19 protein-coding genes are annotated in these 19,683 nt (G+C 67.2%); 11 read left to right on the top strand and 8 right to left on the bottom strand.

Going from position 1 to position 19,683, the window contains the following annotated elements; genetic code table 11:
• Positions 1-12 precede the first annotated feature (12 nt).
• The 3 genes from HDA44_RS12005 (at position 13) to HDA44_RS38010 (ending at position 2,876) form a co-directional block, all read left to right on the top strand.
• The gene (locus tag HDA44_RS12005) at positions 13-867 is read left to right on the top strand and encodes a DddA-like double-stranded DNA deaminase toxin (RefSeq protein ID WP_238352422.1); all 855 of its coding nucleotides are present in this window, start codon (positions 13-15) and stop codon (positions 865-867) included.
• Positions 864-1,316 carry an Imm1 family immunity protein gene (locus HDA44_RS12000; RefSeq protein WP_184833810.1) on the top strand — a complete coding sequence of 151 codons (453 nt, stop codon included), beginning with the start codon at positions 864-866 and terminating at the stop codon, positions 1,314-1,316. Before HDA44_RS12005 ends, HDA44_RS12000 begins: the two co-directional genes overlap by 4 nt.
• A gap of 342 nt (positions 1,317-1,658) precedes the next feature.
• Positions 1,659-2,876, top strand: coding sequence for a Shedu immune nuclease family protein (locus HDA44_RS38010; RefSeq protein ID WP_337905875.1), 1,218 nt, complete (start codon positions 1,659-1,661; stop codon positions 2,874-2,876).
• 62 nt (positions 2,877-2,938) lie between these two features.
• Here the strand turns inward: HDA44_RS38010 and HDA44_RS11990 are convergent, their stop codons facing one another.
• Entirely contained in the window at positions 2,939-6,307 is a 3,369-nt protein-coding gene (locus HDA44_RS11990; protein ID WP_238352421.1) for a DPP IV N-terminal domain-containing protein, read from the bottom strand.
• 152 nt (positions 6,308-6,459) lie between these two features.
• On the opposite strand from HDA44_RS11990, the gene HDA44_RS11985 reads away from it, so the two are divergent.
• Together HDA44_RS11985 and HDA44_RS11980 are read left to right on the top strand one after the other, a co-directional pair.
• Positions 6,460-6,984 carry a hypothetical protein gene (locus HDA44_RS11985; protein WP_184833808.1) on the top strand — a complete coding sequence of 175 codons (525 nt, stop codon included), beginning with the start codon at positions 6,460-6,462 and terminating at the stop codon, positions 6,982-6,984.
• A gap of 133 nt (positions 6,985-7,117) precedes the next feature.
• On the top strand, positions 7,118-8,188 hold the full coding sequence (locus HDA44_RS11980) for a glycoside hydrolase family 172 protein (RefSeq protein ID WP_184833806.1): 1,071 nt from the start codon (positions 7,118-7,120) through the stop codon (positions 8,186-8,188).
• Here HDA44_RS11980 and HDA44_RS11975 read toward each other — a convergent pair whose 3' ends face one another.
• From HDA44_RS11975 to thiO, 5 genes are all read right to left on the bottom strand, one after another.
• Positions 8,189-9,403, bottom strand: a complete 1,215-nt coding sequence (locus tag HDA44_RS11975; RefSeq protein WP_184833804.1) for a glycoside hydrolase family 15 protein — start codon at positions 9,401-9,403, stop codon at positions 8,189-8,191.
• A 9-nt stretch (positions 9,404-9,412) separates the two neighbouring features.
• Positions 9,413-10,303 (bottom strand): DMT family transporter, encoded by an 891-nt coding sequence (locus HDA44_RS11970; protein WP_184833802.1) that lies wholly within the window; start codon positions 10,301-10,303, stop codon positions 9,413-9,415.
• Positions 10,304-10,339: 36 nt separating this feature from the next.
• Positions 10,340-12,307 (bottom strand): Stk1 family PASTA domain-containing Ser/Thr kinase, encoded by a 1,968-nt coding sequence (pknB, locus tag HDA44_RS11965; protein ID WP_184833800.1) that lies wholly within the window; start codon positions 12,305-12,307, stop codon positions 10,340-10,342.
• Positions 12,308-12,381: 74 nt separating this feature from the next.
• Entirely contained in the window at positions 12,382-13,335 is a 954-nt protein-coding gene (locus HDA44_RS11960; protein WP_184833798.1) for a lytic transglycosylase, read from the bottom strand.
• A gap of 168 nt (positions 13,336-13,503) precedes the next feature.
• Entirely contained in the window at positions 13,504-14,643 is a 1,140-nt protein-coding gene (gene thiO / locus HDA44_RS11955) for a glycine oxidase ThiO (RefSeq protein ID WP_184833796.1), read from the bottom strand.
• A gap of 42 nt (positions 14,644-14,685) precedes the next feature.
• Here thiO and thiE point away from each other — a divergent pair, with 42 nt between their 5' ends.
• Genes thiE through HDA44_RS11940 form a run of 3 tightly spaced genes read left to right on the top strand, consistent with a single transcriptional unit; the run spans position 14,686 to position 16,186 of the window.
• Positions 14,686-15,333: a thiamine phosphate synthase gene (thiE, locus tag HDA44_RS11950; protein ID WP_184833794.1), complete on the top strand. Its 648-nt coding sequence runs from the start codon at positions 14,686-14,688 to the stop codon at positions 15,331-15,333.
• Positions 15,330-15,755, top strand: a complete 426-nt coding sequence (locus HDA44_RS11945; protein ID WP_319042804.1) for a guanyl-specific ribonuclease — start codon at positions 15,330-15,332, stop codon at positions 15,753-15,755. Before thiE ends, HDA44_RS11945 begins: the two co-directional genes overlap by 4 nt.
• A complete protein-coding gene (locus HDA44_RS11940) occupies positions 15,752-16,186 on the top strand; it encodes a barstar family protein (protein WP_184833792.1) in 435 nt (144 codons plus the stop codon). Before HDA44_RS11945 ends, HDA44_RS11940 begins: the two co-directional genes overlap by 4 nt.
• Here the strand turns inward: HDA44_RS11940 and HDA44_RS11935 are convergent.
• Complete coding sequence (locus HDA44_RS11935; protein ID WP_184833790.1) at positions 16,169-16,522, bottom strand: DUF4180 domain-containing protein; 354 nt, start codon at positions 16,520-16,522, stop codon at positions 16,169-16,171. The genes HDA44_RS11940 and HDA44_RS11935 overlap by 18 nt on opposite strands.
• A 75-nt stretch (positions 16,523-16,597) precedes the next feature.
• Between HDA44_RS11935 and HDA44_RS11930 the strand changes: the two genes are divergently transcribed.
• Positions 16,598-17,026: a helix-turn-helix domain-containing protein gene (locus HDA44_RS11930; protein WP_184833788.1), complete on the top strand. Its 429-nt coding sequence runs from the start codon at positions 16,598-16,600 to the stop codon at positions 17,024-17,026.
• Between the two features lie 49 nt (positions 17,027-17,075).
• On the opposite strand, the gene HDA44_RS11925 is transcribed toward HDA44_RS11930, so the two are convergent.
• Entirely contained in the window at positions 17,076-18,146 is a 1,071-nt protein-coding gene (locus HDA44_RS11925; protein WP_184833786.1) for a polyprenyl synthetase family protein, read from the bottom strand.
• Between the two features lie 57 nt (positions 18,147-18,203).
• Here HDA44_RS11925 and metF point away from each other — a divergent pair, with 57 nt between their 5' ends.
• On the top strand, positions 18,204-19,121 hold the full coding sequence (gene metF, locus HDA44_RS11920) for a methylenetetrahydrofolate reductase [NAD(P)H] (RefSeq protein WP_184833784.1): 918 nt from the start codon (positions 18,204-18,206) through the stop codon (positions 19,119-19,121).
• Positions 19,122-19,125: 4 nt separating this feature from the next.
• Positions 19,126-19,656, top strand: a complete 531-nt coding sequence (locus tag HDA44_RS11915) for a SixA phosphatase family protein (protein ID WP_184833782.1) — start codon at positions 19,126-19,128, stop codon at positions 19,654-19,656.
• Positions 19,657-19,683: the final 27 nt, after the last annotated feature.

Raw genomic sequence — 19,683 nt, 5'->3', positions numbered from 1 at the left:
GAGGCCGTACGGATGCCGTCCGAGCTGCAGCGGGTCGCCGCAGAGCTGCTCGCCTGCCTGAACGAGGCACCGCGGGCGATTGGCTATCTGCATGACCGAGGCAGGCAGTGCCGCGAGGCCGCAGGATGGATCGGCAGTCAGAGCAACAATCCGAGTGCACGCATGGCTGCCATGCAGTTGGACGACGCCGCGCGACGCTGCGAGGAAGCAGCCCACTTCCTGACGCTGGCTGAGGCCCGCGCGAAGCAGTGGGTCGAGCAGATGGTCAGCGGCATCCGAACCGCGGAGCCAGGCGGCGGTTCGACTTGCGAACGACCGCTCGGTCCAGGACCTCGAGAACGCCGGCAGGAGGACAGCGACGACAAGCGAGAAGCAGACAAGCCAGACAAGACCGCGGGGGTCGACGATGACGCGAGCCTGGAGGATGAAGGCCCGGACATCGAAGACGAGGAAGCCTGGCGACTGTTCGCCAAGCTGCCCGTCCGCCTCGACCAGCCCGGCCACCGTGAGAAGACCCGTGGCTTGTGGCGCAACGAAGACGGCATGGAAGATGAGTGGGTCAGTGGCTTCGACGAGTGGCGCGACAAGGCCGATCGGTTCGCCGTCGCCGAGAAGATCGGTAACGCGCCGCACTTGCTGCAGATCACCTCACACGTCGAGATCAAGTTCGCCATGTTCATGCGCGAACGAGGCCTGCGGCGGGCAACACTGGTTGTCAACAAACGTCCCTGCCCCGGTGAAGCCGGCTGTGATGAGATGCTGAAGGACTTCCTGCCCAAGGGCGCCAAACTGACCATCTTCGGACCGAACAACTTCAAAGAGACCTACCCAAAGCCGACAAAGCCCGAAGGGACAGAGTCAGCATGACGTACTCGCTGAAGGCCTACTACAAGCACGAGCACACCGACGGCGGCGTGCTGGTGACCTCCGCCGCCGATGTCGACGCACTCGTCGACGCAATGCTGGCGGAGCCGTTTGAGAACTCGGTCGCCACGCTCTACATCCAAGAACGACCACGCAGCGACCGCGGCTACCCAGACCACGAGCTGCGCGTCGGTCTCTACCCTGAGGGCAAAGTCGGCAGCCTGCGCTACGCCCGCAATGTCGACGGCGAAGCCGGCGCCTGGTACGCACGCGGTCAGCACAGCCACCGTGAAGAGGTTTTCTACTACTACACCGGTCACGACGAGGGGTATCCGCAAGACTCGGAGCTGCCCGGCGAGGACATCCGGAGGGCGATCAAGGAGTTCTTGCAGAATGGTGGAGAACGTCCGGCATCGCTCGACTGGGCTGTGTGGCCGACCGACATCGGCTGATTGAATTCATTCCAGCCGACCGGAGTGCCTTGGTTACCAAGATCAGGGCACCCATCGCCGTGTGGGCCTCTCTGGGAAGACGAGGCAGCCTAGGCGCCTTGGGGGATCCCACGGTAATGAAGCGCCTCTGTACGCCACTCCGCTAGCCTGCCGTCGGCGGGCACAACGAGCTATGCGGGCTAGGGCGTGGAGGAAATGCACCGGGCGCGTTATTCACATCTCAACGTCATACTTGTGTTTCCCACCGCTCGCGCTGAACCGTCAACGGGGAGTAATGTGCCCTCGCTGGCCCATTCACCACGGAGCAGTCAGCCTGTGCGGAGTTGACAGACAAGGTACGGCGTGAGCGACTCATTCAGCGATCCGGACGAACCGATGAGCGACGCTGACTACGCTCTCGGCCGCCTGACGACCCGCACGTACGTCTCAAAGAGCTTCCGCCTCAAATTTCCAACCTCACGTGACTTCGGACATCTCGCCCGATATGTGAACAAAGTGTTCGACGAGGAGCCGCTCGATCTGGGCGAGTTCGAGTGGGAGGTCATCACGTTGTCCGAGAGCGCCCGCACGCAGGTCCGTATCATGCTGGCCCGCGAGCAAGGTGTTGCACGTCAGCTGATCATCCAAAAGGTCAAGACCACCAACTGGGTATCAAAGTTGGAGACTCTCCTCTCGCTGAACCGGGAGCAGACCGGCAAGTTCATCGACACCATCAAGATGCTGGATCACATCCCGATCGAGGGTGATGACCGGACCGTTGTTGACGATGACATCCTGCGAGCGGTTCTCGAAGACCCCCGCGGACTGGAGGAGCTGTACCGCCAAGACCGCGGGCAGCTGACCGAGCTGATCCAGAATGACTCGTCAGCCCGTGACGTCATCGCCTTGGCCCATCGACGGGAGCAGCTCGAGAACTTCCGCATGCTGTTGGAGGAAGATGATCGCTTCGATGCCGAGGCGGAGCGCCTGCGTGGCCCCGAGAGAGTCTGGCAGGACTTTCTGGAGCGCAACCCTTGGGTGCTCGGCATCGGACTCGCTGGTCAACTGTTGATGTCATGGGACCAAACGCGGTTAGAGCAGGTAGTGGCGGGCCCCTCTGTTGCCGGCGCGGGCAAACGTGCAGACGGAATGCTCCGAACAACCGGAGTTGTCCGGTCGATGGTGTTCGCCGAGATCAAGCACCACCGCACGCAGCTCTTAGAGAGTGGTCCTCCATATCGATCAGGGTGTTGGGCGCCGAGCAAGGAGTTGGCCGGTGGTGTGACTCAGGTGCAGCAAACCGTCTACCGTGCAGTCCAGGAGCTCTCAGACAAGTTCGCCGACAAAGACACGGATGGCGGCAACCTCGGCACCGACACATACCTGGTTCGGCCGCGCTCATTCCTAATCGTCGGCCATCTCAGCCAGCTCCTCAGCAGCGGTGGCGGAGTAATGGACGACAAACAGCGTTCTTTTGAGCTATATCGCCGTAACCTCTATGAGCCGGAGATCCTCACTTTCGATGAGCTGCTCGCTCGTGCCGAGTGGCTACTCGCCGAGGCCGAGGACGAGATCCAGTAGCGCGGCAGTGACTCCTGGCGATCTCCTGGGGGTCGATCGTGACCTTCCTTGCTGGTCGGTTGTCAGCCTTCGCAGCAGGCTCGGTGGAGCCATTCGGGTTCGTGCCACCAGTGGGTGGGGGTGGTGGCGTGGGCTTGGGGGCGGGTCAGGGGTTGTGGGGCGTTGGCGGTTTGGAGGGTTGGGGTGGTGCGGGTGGTGTGGGTGTACGGGGCGAGCAGCGCGTCGACCGAATGTAGATTGCCGGCAATCATCACTTGCTGGACCGCGGCGGCCGCGCGGATGTCGGACAGTGGGTCGCCGGTGACGAAGGACAGGTCGGCCTGCGCGCCGGGGCGTACGACGCCGAGCTTGTCTTCCACGCGGAGCCACTTCGCGGGGTTGTGGGTCGCGGTGGTGAGCGCCTCGTACGGGGTGAAACCGCCCGCGACCATCGAGCGGAGGTTGGCGTGCAGTGAGATCGCCATGTTGTCGAGCGGGGTGTCGGTGCCCGCGATGACGAGGCCGCCGCCGCGGTGGATGCGGAGGACCATGTCGACGTTGCCGCGGAGGAGTTCGCGGGTGGTGACGCCGGCCGGTCCTTTCGCGGTCTCGACCTCGCCGATCAGGTAGTCGTACTCCCAGGACGGATAGAGCGTGGTCGTCCGGCGGTCCGTCAGCAGACTCGGATCGTCGACATGCGCCATCGTCGAGTTGAACAACGTCGGCGTCACGGACAGCCCGGCCTGGGTGAAGAGCGTGATCACATCCGCGTACGCGCGTCCCAGTCGGCTGACCGTGTGCGAGTACCCGAGCCGATTCGTCGCGCCGGTGTGCTCCATGCCGTCCATGCCGAGATGCTCGGCGGGGTAAAGGTAGTGCGACGACAGTTGGAGCCCGAGCCGATGGACGTACGCGATCGCGCGCCGCTGGTACTCGATCGGCAGCCGAACGTACGTTTTCACCAGGTCGTACGCGAGTCCTTCGACGCGATCGAGTTCGAGCGCGAGTTGCTGTACGGACAGGGTCGGGCGCATGAAGTTGTAGTACACGCGGGATCCGTCGATCGCCTCGCCGGTGGCGAAGTAGCGCGGTCCCCGCAATGATCCGCCGGCCAGCGCTTCGCGGGTCTCCTGCATTTGGTATACCGGGTCGCCGGGTGATCGCGTCGACGTGATTCCGTACGCCAGCCAGAGGTTGCCCTGGCGCGCGCCCCAGGCACGGCCGCGCAGATGCCAATGGTTGTGGGCGTCGATCAGGCCCGGCATCACGGTCAGCTTCGACGCGTCGATGTCAGCCGTACTGCCGGATGTACTCCCGGCCGTGCTGCCGGTTTTGCTGCCGCGACGGCCGTCGTGGTCGCGTACGGCGGCGATCCGCGCGCCGTCGAGGACGATGTCGACGTCGCGGCGAAGCGTGCTGGCGCGGCCGTCCCAGAGTGCGCCGGCGTGAATCGTGACGTGCTGCTTGATCGTCGCGCGCCGGTACCAGAGGTCGAGTTTGACGGTTGCGGGCCGGCCGCCGGTGATTGTTGTCCTGCGCAACGTTCCGTTGTGGAGGTAGAGCAGGGTGCGGTTGTCCTGCCAGACGGGGGAGTCCGTGACCTCCTTGGTGATCGCGCGCGGTTCGGCGGTGAAGCGGCCGCGGGCATCGACGGGTACGACGTACAGCAGGCTCTCGACGACGAACGCGAGCTGCTTGCCGTCCGGGGAGAACACCGGGCCGTCGTCGCCGCGAGTGGCGAGTGAACGGAATGGCATCGGCTCGACGTACTCGAGCGCGGCGGTCGCCACGTCGACGTACAGGAGCTGGCTGGTGCCTTCGCGGAAGCGCTTCGAGAACGGTTTGACCGCCGCTAGGACGAGGGTCTTGCCGTCGCGCGACCAGCTGACTCGGCCGGGTTGGAACAGCGTCGGCGTGACTTGACGGACCTGGCCGGAGCCGAGGTCGAGGATCCAGGCGACGCCGTCCTGGTCCTGGTACGCGATTCGCTTGCCGTCCGGCGCGAAACGCGGGGCGGTCTGGGCGCCGGGGAGGCCGGAGAGCTTGGTGTTCTTGCCGGTCGAAAGGTCGTGCAGCCAGAGGTCGGCGGTGCCGTCGCGGTCGCTTGCGTACAGCAAGGTCTTGCCGTCGGGGGAGAAGTCCGGGTCGGAGTTGAAGTAGCCGTCGGCAACTAGTTTGCGTGGAGTGGTCCGGCCGTCGCTCGTGGCGAGCCAGATCGCGTTCAGCGCCCGGAAGGCGAGCAGGCGACCGTCCGGCGACGAGGTCGGACTCGCGATCCCATGGACCGGCCGCTTCGCGGTCGACTCGAGATCCGGACTCTTGGCCCGAGGCCGCTTCCGCGTCACCGGCACCACCGCCGCAAACGGCACGACGGCGTGCTCCCCACCGGCGCCCCGTTCGTCGACAATCCGTTCGTCGGCAATCTGCCCACTGGCACTCCGGCCGTCGACAATCCGCTGACCGGTGCTTGCGGTGCCGGTGTGATGGTGGCGGATGGTGCCGTCGGCGGTGTAGTAGAGGTCGGTTGTGGACGACCAGGACGGGGGTACGGCGAAGACGTCCTGGTCGGATGTCAATTGTTGATTGTCAACAATCAGTGCGCAGGCCGGTCCGGTCAGGCGGACGTACGCGAGTTTGCCGGCCGGGGAGTAGGACGGGCCGAAGACGGTGATGCCCGTCTTGGCGGCGACCAGCGTGCTGCGGGCGCCGGACGTGAGGTCCAGCTCGACGATCGAGCTCGTGTCGACGGTGAAGGCGATCTTCCGGCCGTCCGGGGAGATGGTTGGCTCGGCCTCTTCGCTGGTGTCGTCGGTGAGTTTGGTGATGGTGCCGGTCGCGAGGTCGAGGCGGTGGATGCCGTAGCTGCCGTTCCCGCCGCGGTCGGACGAGAAGACAATCGACCGTCCGTCCGGTGCGACGTGTGGCTCGCGGTGGTCGTACCGTCCGTTCGTCAACTGCCGCAGGCCGCTGCCATCTGGTCGGATTGTCCACAAGTGGAAGTTGCCGTCGCGGTACGACTGGAAGACGATCGACCGCCCGTCCGGCGACCAGCGTGGGCGGGTCGCGTCCTGCAGGTCGTCGGTGAGGCGGCGGGCCGTGCCGCCGGCGGACGGTAGTACCCAGATCGCGGTCACCAGGTCGAGCGCGAGCCAGTTCCCGTCCGGGGAGACCGACACCATGAAGTTGGTGCCTTCCCGGAGTACCGCCTGGTTCTCGCGGGTTTCAGTGGCGCCGGACTGGCCCAACTTGTCCGGCGTGGTTTCAGTGGCCGCTGCCGGCAGTTCGACGGCGCTGACGGCCCCGACGGCCGCGATCCCACCGGAAAGCTGTAGTGCCCGCCGCCGCGAAATGCTCCACGAGCCGGGCCGCTCAATCCCGTCAGCCTCGCGGTCGCCCGGCTGGTCGTTCACCTGGTCGGTCGGGTTGTTCTGATCGGCTGGGCTAGTGGTCATGTCGTCGGTCACGGTGTGGCTCCAGTCCCTCGGGGGCGGTGGGATGTGGCTGAATGTGCCAGGAGCGTTCGGGTAGCACGATCCTGACCGGCGTACGCCGCGCCCAACGGCCGCTACCGTGCGCCGAACGGTGGGCGTCTATCGTCTGCGGCATGCAATCTCTGTCTCCACGGGCGCGGGCGCTCGGTGCGGCCGTGCTCTGTCTGGTGATCGCTGTCGGGGCCGGCCTCGCGGTGGACAGTCGGCTCGACCGGCACTGGGTACTGCGCGGGGCGACGGCAGTACTCGCACTGTGCTGTGCGGCGCTGCTGCTGAGCGATCAGACGCGCCGGCTTCGGCAGATCGTGACACTTGTCGGGCTGGCGATGTTCGGGCTGGTCATTCCGCTGACGCAGACGAACTGGTCGAAGCCGCCGGAGATCCAGTTCGCGCTGCAGGTCGCCACTGACGCGAAGAGCGCGGCAGAGAAGGCGGCCGCGCGCGGCGTCACGGTGGACCAGGTGAAGGCAGCGGCTGAGGCGCGTGGGGGAGCTGTCGGGTCGCTCCCGACCGAGAAGAGCCCGGAGGTACGAGGCGCGACCGCGTACCCGCTGATCGTCCGCGCCAAGCACGACCAGGGCCGCCCGTGGGCCTGCGTCTCCTTCACCGGCCTGAACGCCAAAGTCACCGCCTGCTGAAGCCACACCCGCGTACCACCTCCCCTGATGGCGTACCGAACGACGGGCAGTGGTCCAGTTCGATACGTCAGCCCGGTCCCAGTTGCTGGGCAATCGATTTCTTGCCGGACCCGGTCCGTCTTATGGTCCCGGTATGACTCTTGGGAATCTGACCGGCATCAGTGCGCTCGCCGACGTCGAGTCGCGCTCCATCAGTGCGGAGAACCCGACCGGCGAGCCCGGTCAGGGTGGGCGGCGGACCGAGGGGACCGGCGCGCACGCGGCCCGGGACCTCGGCCCGGGCTGGAAGGTCTCGCCGTCGATCGAGATCGGTCCGGGCGAGACCGCGACGCTCGCCGACATCGCCGGGTCCGGCTGCATCACGCACATCTGGCTGACCACCCACGTCGACCACTGGCGGCGGCTGGTGTTCCGCGGGTACTGGGACGGCGACGCGGCGCCGGCGATCGAGACACCGGTGGGTGACTTCTTCTGCTCCGGCTGGGGCCGGTTCGCGCAGGTGAACTCGCTGCCGGTCGCGGTGAACCCGAACGGCGGTTTCAACTGCTACTGGGAGATGCCGTTCCAGTCGCAAGCACAGCTGACCATCGAGAACACCCACGACGAGCCGGTGATCGTGTACTTCCAGGTCGACTACTGGCTCGGTGCGGTACCGGACAAGTCGGCGTACTTGCACGCGCAATGGCGGCGGAGCAACCCGCTCCAGTCGGCCACTGTGCACACTCTGCTCGACGGAGTAGAGGGGCCAGGGCACTACGTCGGCACGTACATCGCGTGGGGCGTGAACAGCTCCGGTTGGTGGGGTGAGGGCGAGGTCAAGTTCTACGTGGACAGTGACGACGAGTTCCCGAGCATCTGCGGTACTGGCACCGAGGATTACTTCGGCGGCGCGTGGAACTTCGACGTACCCCACTTGGGCGGCTACACCGAGTTCAGCACGCCGTACTTGGGTATGCCGCAGGTGATCCGGCCGGACGGGCAGTACCAGAGCCAGCAGCGGTTCGGCATGTACCGCTTCCACCTCCCAGACCCGATCCGGTTCAAGGAGAAGCTGCGCGTGGACGTACAGGCACTGGGCTGGCGCTCTGGTGGTCGCTATCTACCCCTTCAGGACGACATCGCTTCAACAGCGTTCTTCTACTCCAGTAAGACGAGTACGGCTCGTCCGGAGGCGCCGGTGCATGACGTAATGGAGATCTGCTGACTAGGGGATAGGCAGCGGGTTCTGTAGGGCCGAGTCGGCGAGGACGACCAGCGCGGCGGTCCACGCAAGTGGTGCCTCGCCGGCCGGCTCCAGGTCCCGGTTGACCTTCTCTGGCAGCGCACCGGTGCTCGTCCGGTGCTCGTCGAGCCATGACAACAGCTTGTCCGCTGTGGCGCGGTCACCACGTGCCGCGGCGCTGAGCGCGAACAACGCGGTCTGCGGAGTCCACGACACCCCGTCCGCCCGCCACACCTCGCCTGGCGTCACACCGCCGTTCGGTTGGGTCAGTACGGCATGGGCGTCGTCAATCGCCGTCGTGACAACCGGACGAGCCGGAGCGAATGGTGGGCCGAGGACCGTGACGATCGCGTCCGCGCCACCGTTCAGCCCGATCGGCTCGACACCCGGTGCGACGAAGCTGGTCGCTACTGGTGGCGTCCTTGGGTAGTCCGGTCCGAAAACTCGATCTGTTGCTTTCGACAAGGTCTCCGCCGCAGTCCGCCAACGTGCAGCCTCTGCGGGATGCTGCTGGTCAGTAGCGATGCGGACGGCTGCTCGTAGACCAGTCAGCAGCGGTGCGACCGTACCCAGCGTCACCTGTGTCTCTGGGCGCTCCCAGTAGTCCGACGATGCACCAGGCAGGCCGTTCGGCCCGAGCTCGTCGACTATCTGATCAGCAGACTCGCGTACCAGGTCCCAGTACTTGCCGCCCGCGTGGCAGAACCAGGTGGCCCACAGCACCCAGCCAGAGCCGTCCAGCTGTTTGGGACGTCCGTCGTTGACCCGGCCGCCGGTCTCCGTGTAGCGCGCCTCCCAGCGCCCACTGGTCGGCCGGACGCTGTCCAGGAAGGACAGCACGTGCAGCGCCTCGTCGTACTGGCCGATCGCGCAACGGGCGACCGCTACGAACGAGGCGTCTCGTGGCCACACGTACCGCCACGGGCCGTTCCAGCCGGCCAGAGTGGCGCCGTTCGGCAGAGTCAGCCCGTCCAGGTCGGCCAGCGCGTGCTGGTACAGGTCGGCGTACTTGAGGTCGCTGCTGCTGAGTGACGACTCCGCGCGGCTTGCCACCACGCCGGGGATGCCGTCCGCGACCAACCGGGGTTGCGGGTTGCGGACCAGGTTGTTGATCGTGCCGACGGCCATGATCGCGAGCAGGACGGCGATCACGACCGGCGGGTACCACCGGTCGCGCCGCCGGGTGTCGTCCCGCATCGGATCCTCCTACTGCGCCAGGTGCTGCACTTCGGCTTCGAACTTACGCCGTGGCGCCAGCTCGACCAGGTACATCGCCGACACCACCAGCGCGCCGCCGACCAGCATCCGCCAGGTCAGACTGTCCGATCCGAACAGCACGGCGAACGTCGACGCGAACACCGGCTCCATTGTCATCGCGATCGCCGCGCGGGTCGGCGTCAGGTGTGCCTGGGCCCAGGTCTGGACGATCAGGGCGAGCGCCCCGGCGATCAGCGCCATGTACACGACGCTGACCCAGTCGCGGCCGTTGCTCGGCACCGAGAACCCGCCCGGCAGCGCGCCGATCGCGCAGACGCAGGTGATCACGATCATCTGCAGCGCCGACAGGCCGAACGCGTTCCGGGACGTGGACCAGGCGCCCAGGCCGATGATGTGCAGCGCGTACAGGCCGGCGGAGGCGAGCGTGAGCAGCTCACCGGTGCCGAGGCTCAGGCCCTGGAGCGACAGAACGCCGAGGCCGGTCGTGGCGAGGATCACAGCCAGCCAGGCCCAGCGGCCGATCTTGTGCCGCAGGATGACCGCGGCGAGCAGCGGGGTGAGGACGACGTACATGCCGGTGATGAAGCCGGAGACGCTCGCCGAGGTGTGCCGCAGACCTTCGGTCTGGACCAGCTGCGCGACACCGTAGGTGATGCCGAGCACCACCGCGCGGCCACGGTCCAGGCGGCTCAGCCGGGCGATCGCGGGTGGATGGACGAGGATCAGCGCGACCGACGCGATCAGGAACCGCAACGCCAGGTAGTCGGCGACGTCCATCCTGGTGAGCAGGTCCTTGGTCAGGAAGAACGTCGAACCCCACGCGGCCGCGACCGACAGCAGGGCGACGACGGCGATCCGCGGGTGGTTCACGCCGGACATCCCATCAGACGCCTTGAACACAAGGCAAAACGAGACCTAAAGAACGGTGATCACGATCGTCGTGCCGGGCTTCACCTTTTGGCCGGCGCCGGGGCTCTGGGCGGCGACGATGTTCAGGCCGAGGTTGAACGAGGCCTTCTGGACCCGGACCTGGAAACCGGCGTCGCCGAGGGTCTTCTGTGCGTCCGCGGTGGTCTTTCGCTTCACGTCCGGTACCGCGACCAGCGGCGGGCCGAGCGACACCACCAGCGAGACCTTGTCCTTGGCGAACAGGTTGCCGTTGTTCGGGGTCTGGCTGATCACGTCGCCCTCGGCGACCTTGTCGTCGTACTGCTGACTGCGACTGACGACGAAGCCGAGCTTCTTCAGCGCCTTGTTCGCGTCCCGGTACGACTTGCCGGTGAAGTCGGGTACGCCGATCGGCCGCTTGCCCTTGCTGACGGCGAAGTTCACCGCGGTACCCGGCTTGACGACCGTGTTGAACTTCGGGCTGATCGCGATCACCCGGCCCTGCGGCACGGTCTCGTTGTACTGCTCGTTGATCTGGCCGGTGACCAGCTTGATCGGCGACAGCGCCTGCTGCGCGGCATCGAGCTGCAGACCGACGAGCTGCGGTACGCGGTAGCGCTCCGGCCCCTTCGACACGGTCAGTCCGATGTCGCCGTTCTTCCGGATCCGGTCACCCGCCGCCGGGTCGGTCCGGATGACCTCACCGACGGGCACGTCCTCGGAGTAGTCCTGGTTGGCCAGATTGGTGTGCAGACCGACCTTCTCAGCGTCAGCGGAGGCTACGGCCGCTGTCATGTTCACCAGGTTCGGTGTGGTCGTGTAGCGGTGGATTCCGTAGTACCAGGCTGCTGTACCGATGGCGATCGCCGCAGCGAGGACGATGATCAGTGCGATCGGTCCACGCGACCTGCGGCGTACTGGTGGTGCTGTCTGCTTCGGTGGGTGTGTACCGGTCGCCGGTGCTCCGGTCGGCCGACCCTGCTCTACCGGTACGACGATCGTGTCGTGGCGGAGAGGCCCTTGTTCAGTGGGGACGCCGCGGGTGTACCCGTCGTCGTACCCACTGTCCTGCCGGATCTGCTGGATCGGCACAGTGAGATCGCCAGTGAGCTCCGGGTCATCCGGTAGTCCCTCGTCGAGCGCACTGCGCACTCGGTGTACCTGGCGGCTGAACACCCGCGCGTCGGTTGGCCGTAGGTCCCGGTCGCGTGCAGTAGCGCGCTGCACGAGTGCATCGACGTACGGCGGGATGGCCGGCTGTTCCAGCGACGGTGCAGGTACGTCGGCGTGCACGTGTGCGTACGCGACCTGGATCGGGGTGTCACCCGAGTGCGGCTTGTTGCCGGTGAGCATCTCGTACAGCAGGATGCCCGCCGAGTACACGTCCGAGCGGGCGTCGGCGCTGCCGTCGGTGACCAGTTCGGGTGCCAGGTACGACACTGTGCCCATCAGCAGGCCCTGGGTGGCGGTGTTGCCGCTGGCACTGACCGCACGGGCCAGACCGAAGTCGGCGACCTTCACCTCGCCCTTGGTCGAGATCAGTACGTTCTCTGGCTTGATGTCGCGGTGCACGATGCCCGCGTCGTGGGCGGCCGACAGTGCGGACAGCACCGGTGCCAGCAGGTCCAGCGCGCGGGCGGGGGAGAGCGGTGCCTCCTCTCGGATGACGTCCCGCAGCGTGCGGCCGGGCACGTACTCCATTGCCAGGAACAGCGTGCCGCCGTCGTCGCCCTGGTCGAAGACCGCCACCACGTTCGGGTTCGACAGGCGGGCGGCGGCCCGGGCCTCGGCCACGAACCGGCGGGTGAACTGCGCGTCGTCGCCGAGCCCGTCGTGCATCACCTTGACCGCTACGGTCCGGTCCAGCCGCATGTCCAGCGCCTGGTAGACGGTGGCCATCCCGCCCTTGGCGACGCGCGGGCCCACGCGGTACCGACCGTCGAGCACGCGCCCGACGAGGCGGTCGCTGACCTGCGTGTCCACGTCGTCCGTCACTTGCGGTGAGCCGCCTCTCCCCAAACCGTCTGCTCAGAGAGTGTAGATAACGTCTCAGCCCGCTTGCGCCAGGCTCACCGCAGCGGGTCCCACCCGCGTTCCAGCTGGGCCTTGATGCGGAGGACATTCTGGACGTACAGCTTGGTGTCCGGGTACATCCCGTTCTTCTTCACGCCGCCGAGGCCCTGGTAGTAGCCGGCCACCGCGATGTCCAGTTCGGCGGCGCCGGTGAGGCGGCTGAGCAGGACCACTCCGGCGGTGACGTTGTCGGCCGGCTTCAGCAGGTCCAGGTCCCGGCCGACGATCTGGGACGCGAACTTGCCGGTCGACGGGATCACCTGCATCGCGCCCACCGCGTTCGCCGGGGAGACGACCCGCTGCTTCCAGCCGGACTCCTGCCAGCTGACCGCGAGGGCGAGCTCCGGATCGACGCCGTAGCGCTTCGAGGTGGTGACAATGAGTGACCGCATGTGCGAGCGGGTCGGCAGCTTGCGCTTCTTCAGGATCGCCCGGTTCCGGTTCGCCTGGGCGACCACGTGGTCGGCGTACGTACGCCCCGCGAAGGTGTTGTCGGTGCGCGCCTTCGGCCGGATCTTCACCGGGACCTGCAGTGGCTTGCCGATGTAGATGTGGTCGCTCGGCTTCAGCCCGTTGGCGGCGAGCAGATTGGCCTGCGAGCACTTGAACCGCTTGGCGATGCCGGAGATCGTGTTGCCGGCCTTCACGACGTACGTCACCCGGCCGAGCTGGGACCGCTTGGCCGGCTGCGCGGGCCGGGCGGGTTTGGCCGCGGTTCCTGGTGTCGGCACCTTCAGCAGCTCGCCGGCGTAGATCGCGTTGCCGTTGCCCGGCAGGTTGTTCAGCGCCACCAGCCGGCGGACGGACGTGCCGTACTGGTCGGCGATGTGGCTCAGGGTGTCACCCTGTTTGACCTTGTAGGCACCGAATCCGGGTGCGCCGGCGGTGATCACGGCAGCGGCGAGAACCGGTACGGCGAGTCCGCTGAGGACCCGTAAGACGTTGCGCATGGCATCCAACTCCCCGTGTGAACGTCATCTGACCGTATGTGCTGTTACTGATGTGACAACAGGGGTGGATGGGGTGAGTGTTACGCCTGTAACTCAATGTTTACAATTCAAGGCTGAACTACACCGTTGTCGTTCACAAGGTTTCCGGTTGCCGATGGCAACCGTGAGTCAGCGGCCGAAGCGGCTGGCGAGGAACGGTTTGCCGAGCTCCGGCACGCTGCCGGTCCGGATCGTGTCGGCGATCACCTGGGCGGTGACCGGTGTCAGCAGGACGCCGTTCCGGTAGTGACCGGTTGCCCAGAGCAACCGATCCAGACCGGACGGGCCGAGCACCGGCGCGTTGTCCGGAGTGGCCGGACGGAGACCGGCGATGGTCTCCACCAGTTCCAGCTCGTCAGTGATCGGCAGTACGGTCCGTGCATCGCGGAGCAATGCGAATGCGCCTCCGGCAAGCACTCTGGTGTCGTAGCCGAGCTCACTGGTGGTTGCACCGACTACGAGCTCACCGCCTGGTCGTGGGACCAGGTAGACCGAGAAGCCACGGGCTGTTGCGCGGACAGTGTGCTGCAGCGCCGGTCGGTACGCTTCTGGGACTCGCAGTCGTAGTAGCTCGCCCTTGACTGGCCGGACTGGTGGACGGAGCTCTTCCGGTACGCCGTCCAGCTGCGGCGACCACGGCCCGGCCGCGACGACGATCTGACCGGCGTGCATAGTGTCGCCGTTGTCGAGTTGTACGCCGACGGCGGTCGTACCGGAAGTGAGTACGCGTGTCACGCGCCGGCGGAGTAGCAGCACGCCGGAGCGGTCGACGGCTTCGAGCAGAGTGGTCACTGCCTGCCTGTTGTCGACTGAGTGATCACCCGGAACCCATACGCCGCCTGACACACCGGTAGCGAGTAGTGGCTCGCGGCGGCGGGCGTCGCGGCCGGTCAGCTCTTCCACTTCGAGTCCGAGTCGCCGCTGGTACTCCGCGAGTCGGCGTAGTGCAGCCGCGTCGTCCACGTCGTACGCGACCGCCAGAGTGCCGGTCTGGTGCAGTCCGGCCGGTAGTCCGGTGAACTCCTCGAGCTCGGCGGCGAACCTCGGCCAGGCGTTGACGGATGCCAGGTTCAGCGCGAGCAGGTCGTCCTCGCCGTACTCCACCTCAGTGACTGGCGCCAGCATGCCGGCTGCGACATTCGAGGTCTGCGCACCGGGAGTCGGATCGCACACCGTCACCCGCACGCCATCCGTAGCCAGCCGCCAGGCAACGGAAAGCCCGATCAGCCCGGCGCCGATCACTACTACATCGGATGTGTGCTCAGGCATGCCGTCAGCCTACTTCTGGAGAGACATGGCAGGCTTTGGGGTGTGAGCGACCACACCGATCGTTTGGCTGATGCCCGCCTCTACCTGTGTACCGACGCGCGCGAGAAGCAGGGTGACCTCGAGCAGTTCCTCGACGCCGCGCTGGCTGGCGGTGTGGACATCGTGCAGCTCCGGCAGAAGGACATGGAGGCTGCCGACGAGCTGGCCGCGCTGGAGGTGTTCGCGGACAGCTGCAAGCGGCACGGGAAGCTGCTGGCGGTGAACGACCGCGCGGACATCGCTTTCGCGGCCGGAGCGGACGTACTGCACTTGGGCCAGCGGGACCTGCCGGTGCATGCCGCCAGGGCGATCATCGGACCGGAGCCGATCGTCGGACGGTCCACGCACACCTTCAGTCAAGTGAACGCGGCGGTGGACGAGCAGGGGTCGGACTACTTTTGCGTCGGGCCGACCTGGGAGACGCCCACCAAGCCGGGCCGCAAGGCCGCCGGTCTGGAGCTGGTGTCGTACGCCGCGAGCCGGACTCAGTCGAAGCCGTGGTTCGCGATCGGTGGCATCGATCTGGAGCGGCTGGACGACGTACTGGAAGCCGGTGCGACCCGAGTGGTGGTGGTCCGCGCGATCACGGCGGCGGACGACCCGGGCGCGGCGGCCGCGGCGTTCGCCCGGCGGCTGCGGGAGGCCGGGTGATCAACAACCCGAAGGCCGCGCGGATCGTCGCGGCCGTGGTGGTCGCGATGCTGGTGATCACCTTGGCGGCCTCGCTGTTCGGCTGCTCCGCCGACCCGAAGACCTCCGCGGACGTCGACCCGGAGAGCGGGCTGAAGGTCGTCGCGGTGAAGGACCTGCCGAAGGAGGCGCAGTCCACGCTGAAGCTGATCGACCAGGGTGGACCGTACCCGTACAGCCGGGACGGTGTCGTGTTCGGCAACTTCGAGAAGGTCCTGCCGAAGCACGACCGCGGGTACTACCACGAGTACACCGTGCCGACGCCGGGTGCGAAGGACCGTGGTGCCCGGCGGATCGTGACCGGCAACGGTGGACAGCGCTACTACACGGATGACCATTACAAGTCGTTCCGCCGGATCGCGGAGAACGGGGGAACCTCATGACGGACCTGCGTACGCTGCTGACGGAGGGTCTGCGCCCTGGTGTGTACCGCTGGCCGTCCAAGGCCGCGGTGGACGGTGTACGGCGTGACGCGACCGCCGCGGGCTTCGGCTTCGTCCTACTGGACACCGCGGAGATCCACGACAAGACAGGCTTTCTGGACCTCTGCGCGACCGCGTTCGACCTGCCGCGCTGGTTCGGCCGGAACTGGGACGCACTGGCCGACTCACTGAGCGACAGGTCGACAGGTGCGCCTGAGGTCGTGCTGTGGACCGGCCTGCCCAACCTGCTCGAGCACGACCACGACACTGTCGACGTAGCGCTCCAGATCTTCGCCGAGGACACGACGAACTCCGGTCAGCTCCGGGTGTTGATCCGCGAGCAAGCCGGCGCGCGTACGCCCGATCTGCTCAGCTCACTGCCGGTGCTGTAGCAGTTCAGCCAGCTGGTCCAGGTCCGCGGCGAACAGCAGGTTGTGACCGCGGTTGCTCTCTCGCACCCAGTCGGCCAGCGGCGTACTCCGCGCGACCCGCTCCGCGATGTCACCGACTACCGCGAGACCCATCTTGTAGTTGACGAACTTCTGCGTGATCGCGCCGGCCCGACCGGTGCGCAGCTCGAAGAACTCGTCACCCAACTGCTCCGGTGTGAACGCGATCCACTCGGCCTGATGCCCGTAGTACGCGTCGACGATCGCCTGAACGACTTCGCTCTCGTCGTGGAGCGGCGACTCGCTCACGTGTACCTGTAGCCCGGCCAACATCACCATGTACCTCAAACTACCTTAAACATCCCTATCTGGCCATTTATAGGGAATTCTAAGGAAGTGCCCTAGGCTGGCCGCATGGCGCAGGAGCTGTACTCGGTCGAGCAGGTGGCGAGCCGGCTGGGCCTGCACGTCCGCACCATCCGCAACTACGTCCGCGATGGGCGGCTGAAGGCAGTGCGGATCGGCAAGCAGTACCGGATCAGCCGGGCGGATCTGGAGGAGTTCACCGGTGCGCCCGCGCCGCTGGCGGCCGTGGATCGGCCGGACCGGCACGTCGAGGCGTCCAGCATCGTGCACATCGACTCGGTCGACCGGGCGACCGCGGACCGGCTCAGTACGCATATCTTCGGCGCGCTGAACCAGCCGGAGGCGGTGCGGTTGCGGGCCGAGACGATCTACGACGAGGACCGGGCGGTGCTCAAGGTGATCGTCGTCGGCGATCTCCCCAGCACCGCCGAGCTGCTCCGCCTGATCGACCTGATGGCCGGCCAGGACCAGCACTAGCCGAGCACCCAGACCACTGCTGGGGGCCGGCGCTGGGCGCGTGGCTGGGCTAGACGTCGCGGGCGGTGGCGGCGACGGCCAGGTCGGTGAGGGCCTTGCGGGTGGCGTCGTCGGCGAGCGGTGCCCGGTCCAGCGCGTCCAGCGCGTCCTCGGTGCGGTTGGTGATCAGGTCCTCGCACGCCTGGACGGCGCGGCAGTCCTGGAGGATCTCGCGCAGCAGCTGGATCTCGTCGTCGTCCAGGTCCGGCCGCCCGAACAGCCGGTCGAACTCGGTCAGCTGGGCCTCGGAAGCGCGGTCGACCGCGTACGCGATCAGCACCGTCCGTTTGCCTTCGCGCAGATCGTCACCGGCCGGCTTGCCGGTCACCGCCGGGTCGCCGAACACCCCGAGCAGGTCGTCGCGCAGCTGGAACGCCTCGCCGAGCGGTAGCCCGTAGCCGGACAGTGCCGAGATCAGGTTGGCGTCCCCACCGGCCAGCGCCGCGCCGACGTGCAGCGGCCGTTCGATCGTGTACGTCGCCGACTTGTAGCGCAGCACCCGCAACGCCAGGTCCATATCCGACTGGCCGCTCGCCTGGGCGACCAGGTCGAGGTACTGACCGGCCGTCACCTCGACTCGTACGGCGTCGAAGAACTGCTCCGCCCGAGCCAATGCCGCGGCGTCGAAGCCTGACGTGTGCAGCAACTCATCGGCCCAGATCAAGCACAGGTCGCCCAGCAGGATCGCGGCGCCGACGCCGAAGCCGACCGGGTCGCCGCCGTACCCGCTCTTCTCGCCGCGCTCGCGCTGCAGCGCCTCGAAACGGCGATGAGCGGACGGGGCGCCGCGCCGTACGTCGGAGGAATCCATCACGTCGTCGTGCACCAGGGCACTGACGTGCAGCATCTCCAGGCTCGCCGCGGCGGTCAGGATCGGCAGCGACCGATCACCACCCGCGGCCCGGAAACCCCAGTAGCAGAAGGCCGGCCGCAGCCGTTTGCCTCCGCTGGTCGCGTCCCGCGCGGCCTGTACCTGCTCGGCCAGCTCCGGGCCGAGCGCCGCCAGCCGCCCCTCCTGCCGGTCGAGAAACCCGCTCAGCGCGCGCTGGATCTCGGCCGCGACATCTACATCGCCATCCACGTCTCGGAGCGTAGTCGGTACGCGGACGCGGCCGGGCACCGCGGGTAACCTGAACGCATGGCGAACGGACTTCCCTCGACGCTGCCCGGTGGCGCGCCGACGATCCGCGAGCTGCTCAGGTCCGGCGGCCGGTCGTTCTCGTTCGAGTTCTTCCCGCCGAAGACGCCGGAGGCGGAGGAGGTGCTGTGGCGGTCGATCCGCGAGATCGAACAGCTCCGGCCGACCTTCGTCTCGATCACGTACGGCGCCGGTGGCACTACCCGGGACGGCACCATCCGCGTCACCGAGCGGGTCGCGCAGGACACCTCGCTGACCCCACTCGGCCATCTGACCTGCGTCGCGCACTCCCGGGACGAGCTCCGCTCGGTGATCGGCGCGTACGCGGGCGCGGGCGTACGCAACCTGCTCGCACTTCGCGGCGACCCGCCCGGCGGGCCGAACCAGCCGTGGGTCGCGCATCCGGAGGGCCTGAACCATGCGGTCGAGCTGGTCGAGCTGATCCGCTCGCTCGGTGACTTCTGCGTCGGCGTCGCTGCCTTCCCGGACAAGCATCCGGAGGCGACGTCGTTGGCGGCGGACGCTGCCGTGCTGGCCGCCAAGGCGCGGGCCGGTGCGGACTACGCGATCACCCAGATGTTCTTCGGCGCGGACGACTACTTCCGGCTGGTCGACCGGTCGGCGGCACTCGGCTGTGACATGCCGGTGCTGCCGGGCGTCATGCCGGTGACGAACATCAAGCAGATCCAGCGGATGGCCGAGCTGACCGGGATGGCACTGCCGACCGCCGTCACCGAGCGGTTGCTCGCGGTCGAGGACGATCCGAGGGCGGTCCGTGAGGCCGGGATCGAGATCGCGACCGAGCTGTGCGAGCGGCTGCTGGCGGGCGGCGCGCCGGGGATTCATTTCATTACCTTGAACAGATCGACCGCGACGCGGCAGGTGTTCCGCAACCTCGGCGCATCGGTCGTATCCTGACGCAATGGCTGACCCGTCGGACCTGTTGATCGACCGAACCCTCGTTCTGCTCCGGCACGCCAAGGCGGTGCCACCGGAGTCGATGCCCGACCTCGAGCGTCCACTGACCGACCGCGGCCGCGCCGACGCCGCGGCGGCCGGCCGGCATCTCGTTGCCCAAGGCATCGAAGCGGACCTGGTCCTGTGCTCGCCGTCGAAGCGCACCCGGGAGACCTGGAAGCAGGTCGCCGAGGCGGGCGTCGGCGCCGGCGACGTCTGGTACGACAAGCGGATCTACAACGCCGGCACGGACGAGTTGCTGGACGTCGTCCACGAAGCACCGGCGGAGACACGGACGGTGGTCGTGGTCGGTCACGCGCCGGGCATCCCATGGCTGGCCGACGAGCTGGCGCTGGACGGCACCAGCCCGGAGCGGATCGAGCTCACCCAGAAGTACCCGACCACCGGTCTGGCGATCCTGCACCTCACCTGCAAGTGGGCCGACCTCGCGGCGAACGAGGCCGACCTGGTGCAGTACTCCGTGCCCCGCGGCTGAGAGGGTGTTTGGGAACTCTGCGCCTAC

The organism is Kribbella solani, from assembly GCF_014205295.1.
Taxonomy (GTDB): Bacteria; Actinomycetota; Actinomycetes; order Propionibacteriales; family Kribbellaceae; genus Kribbella; species Kribbella solani.
The sequence above is the reverse complement of the archived record's forward strand: the minus strand, read 5'-3'. Positions and strand labels throughout refer to the sequence as shown.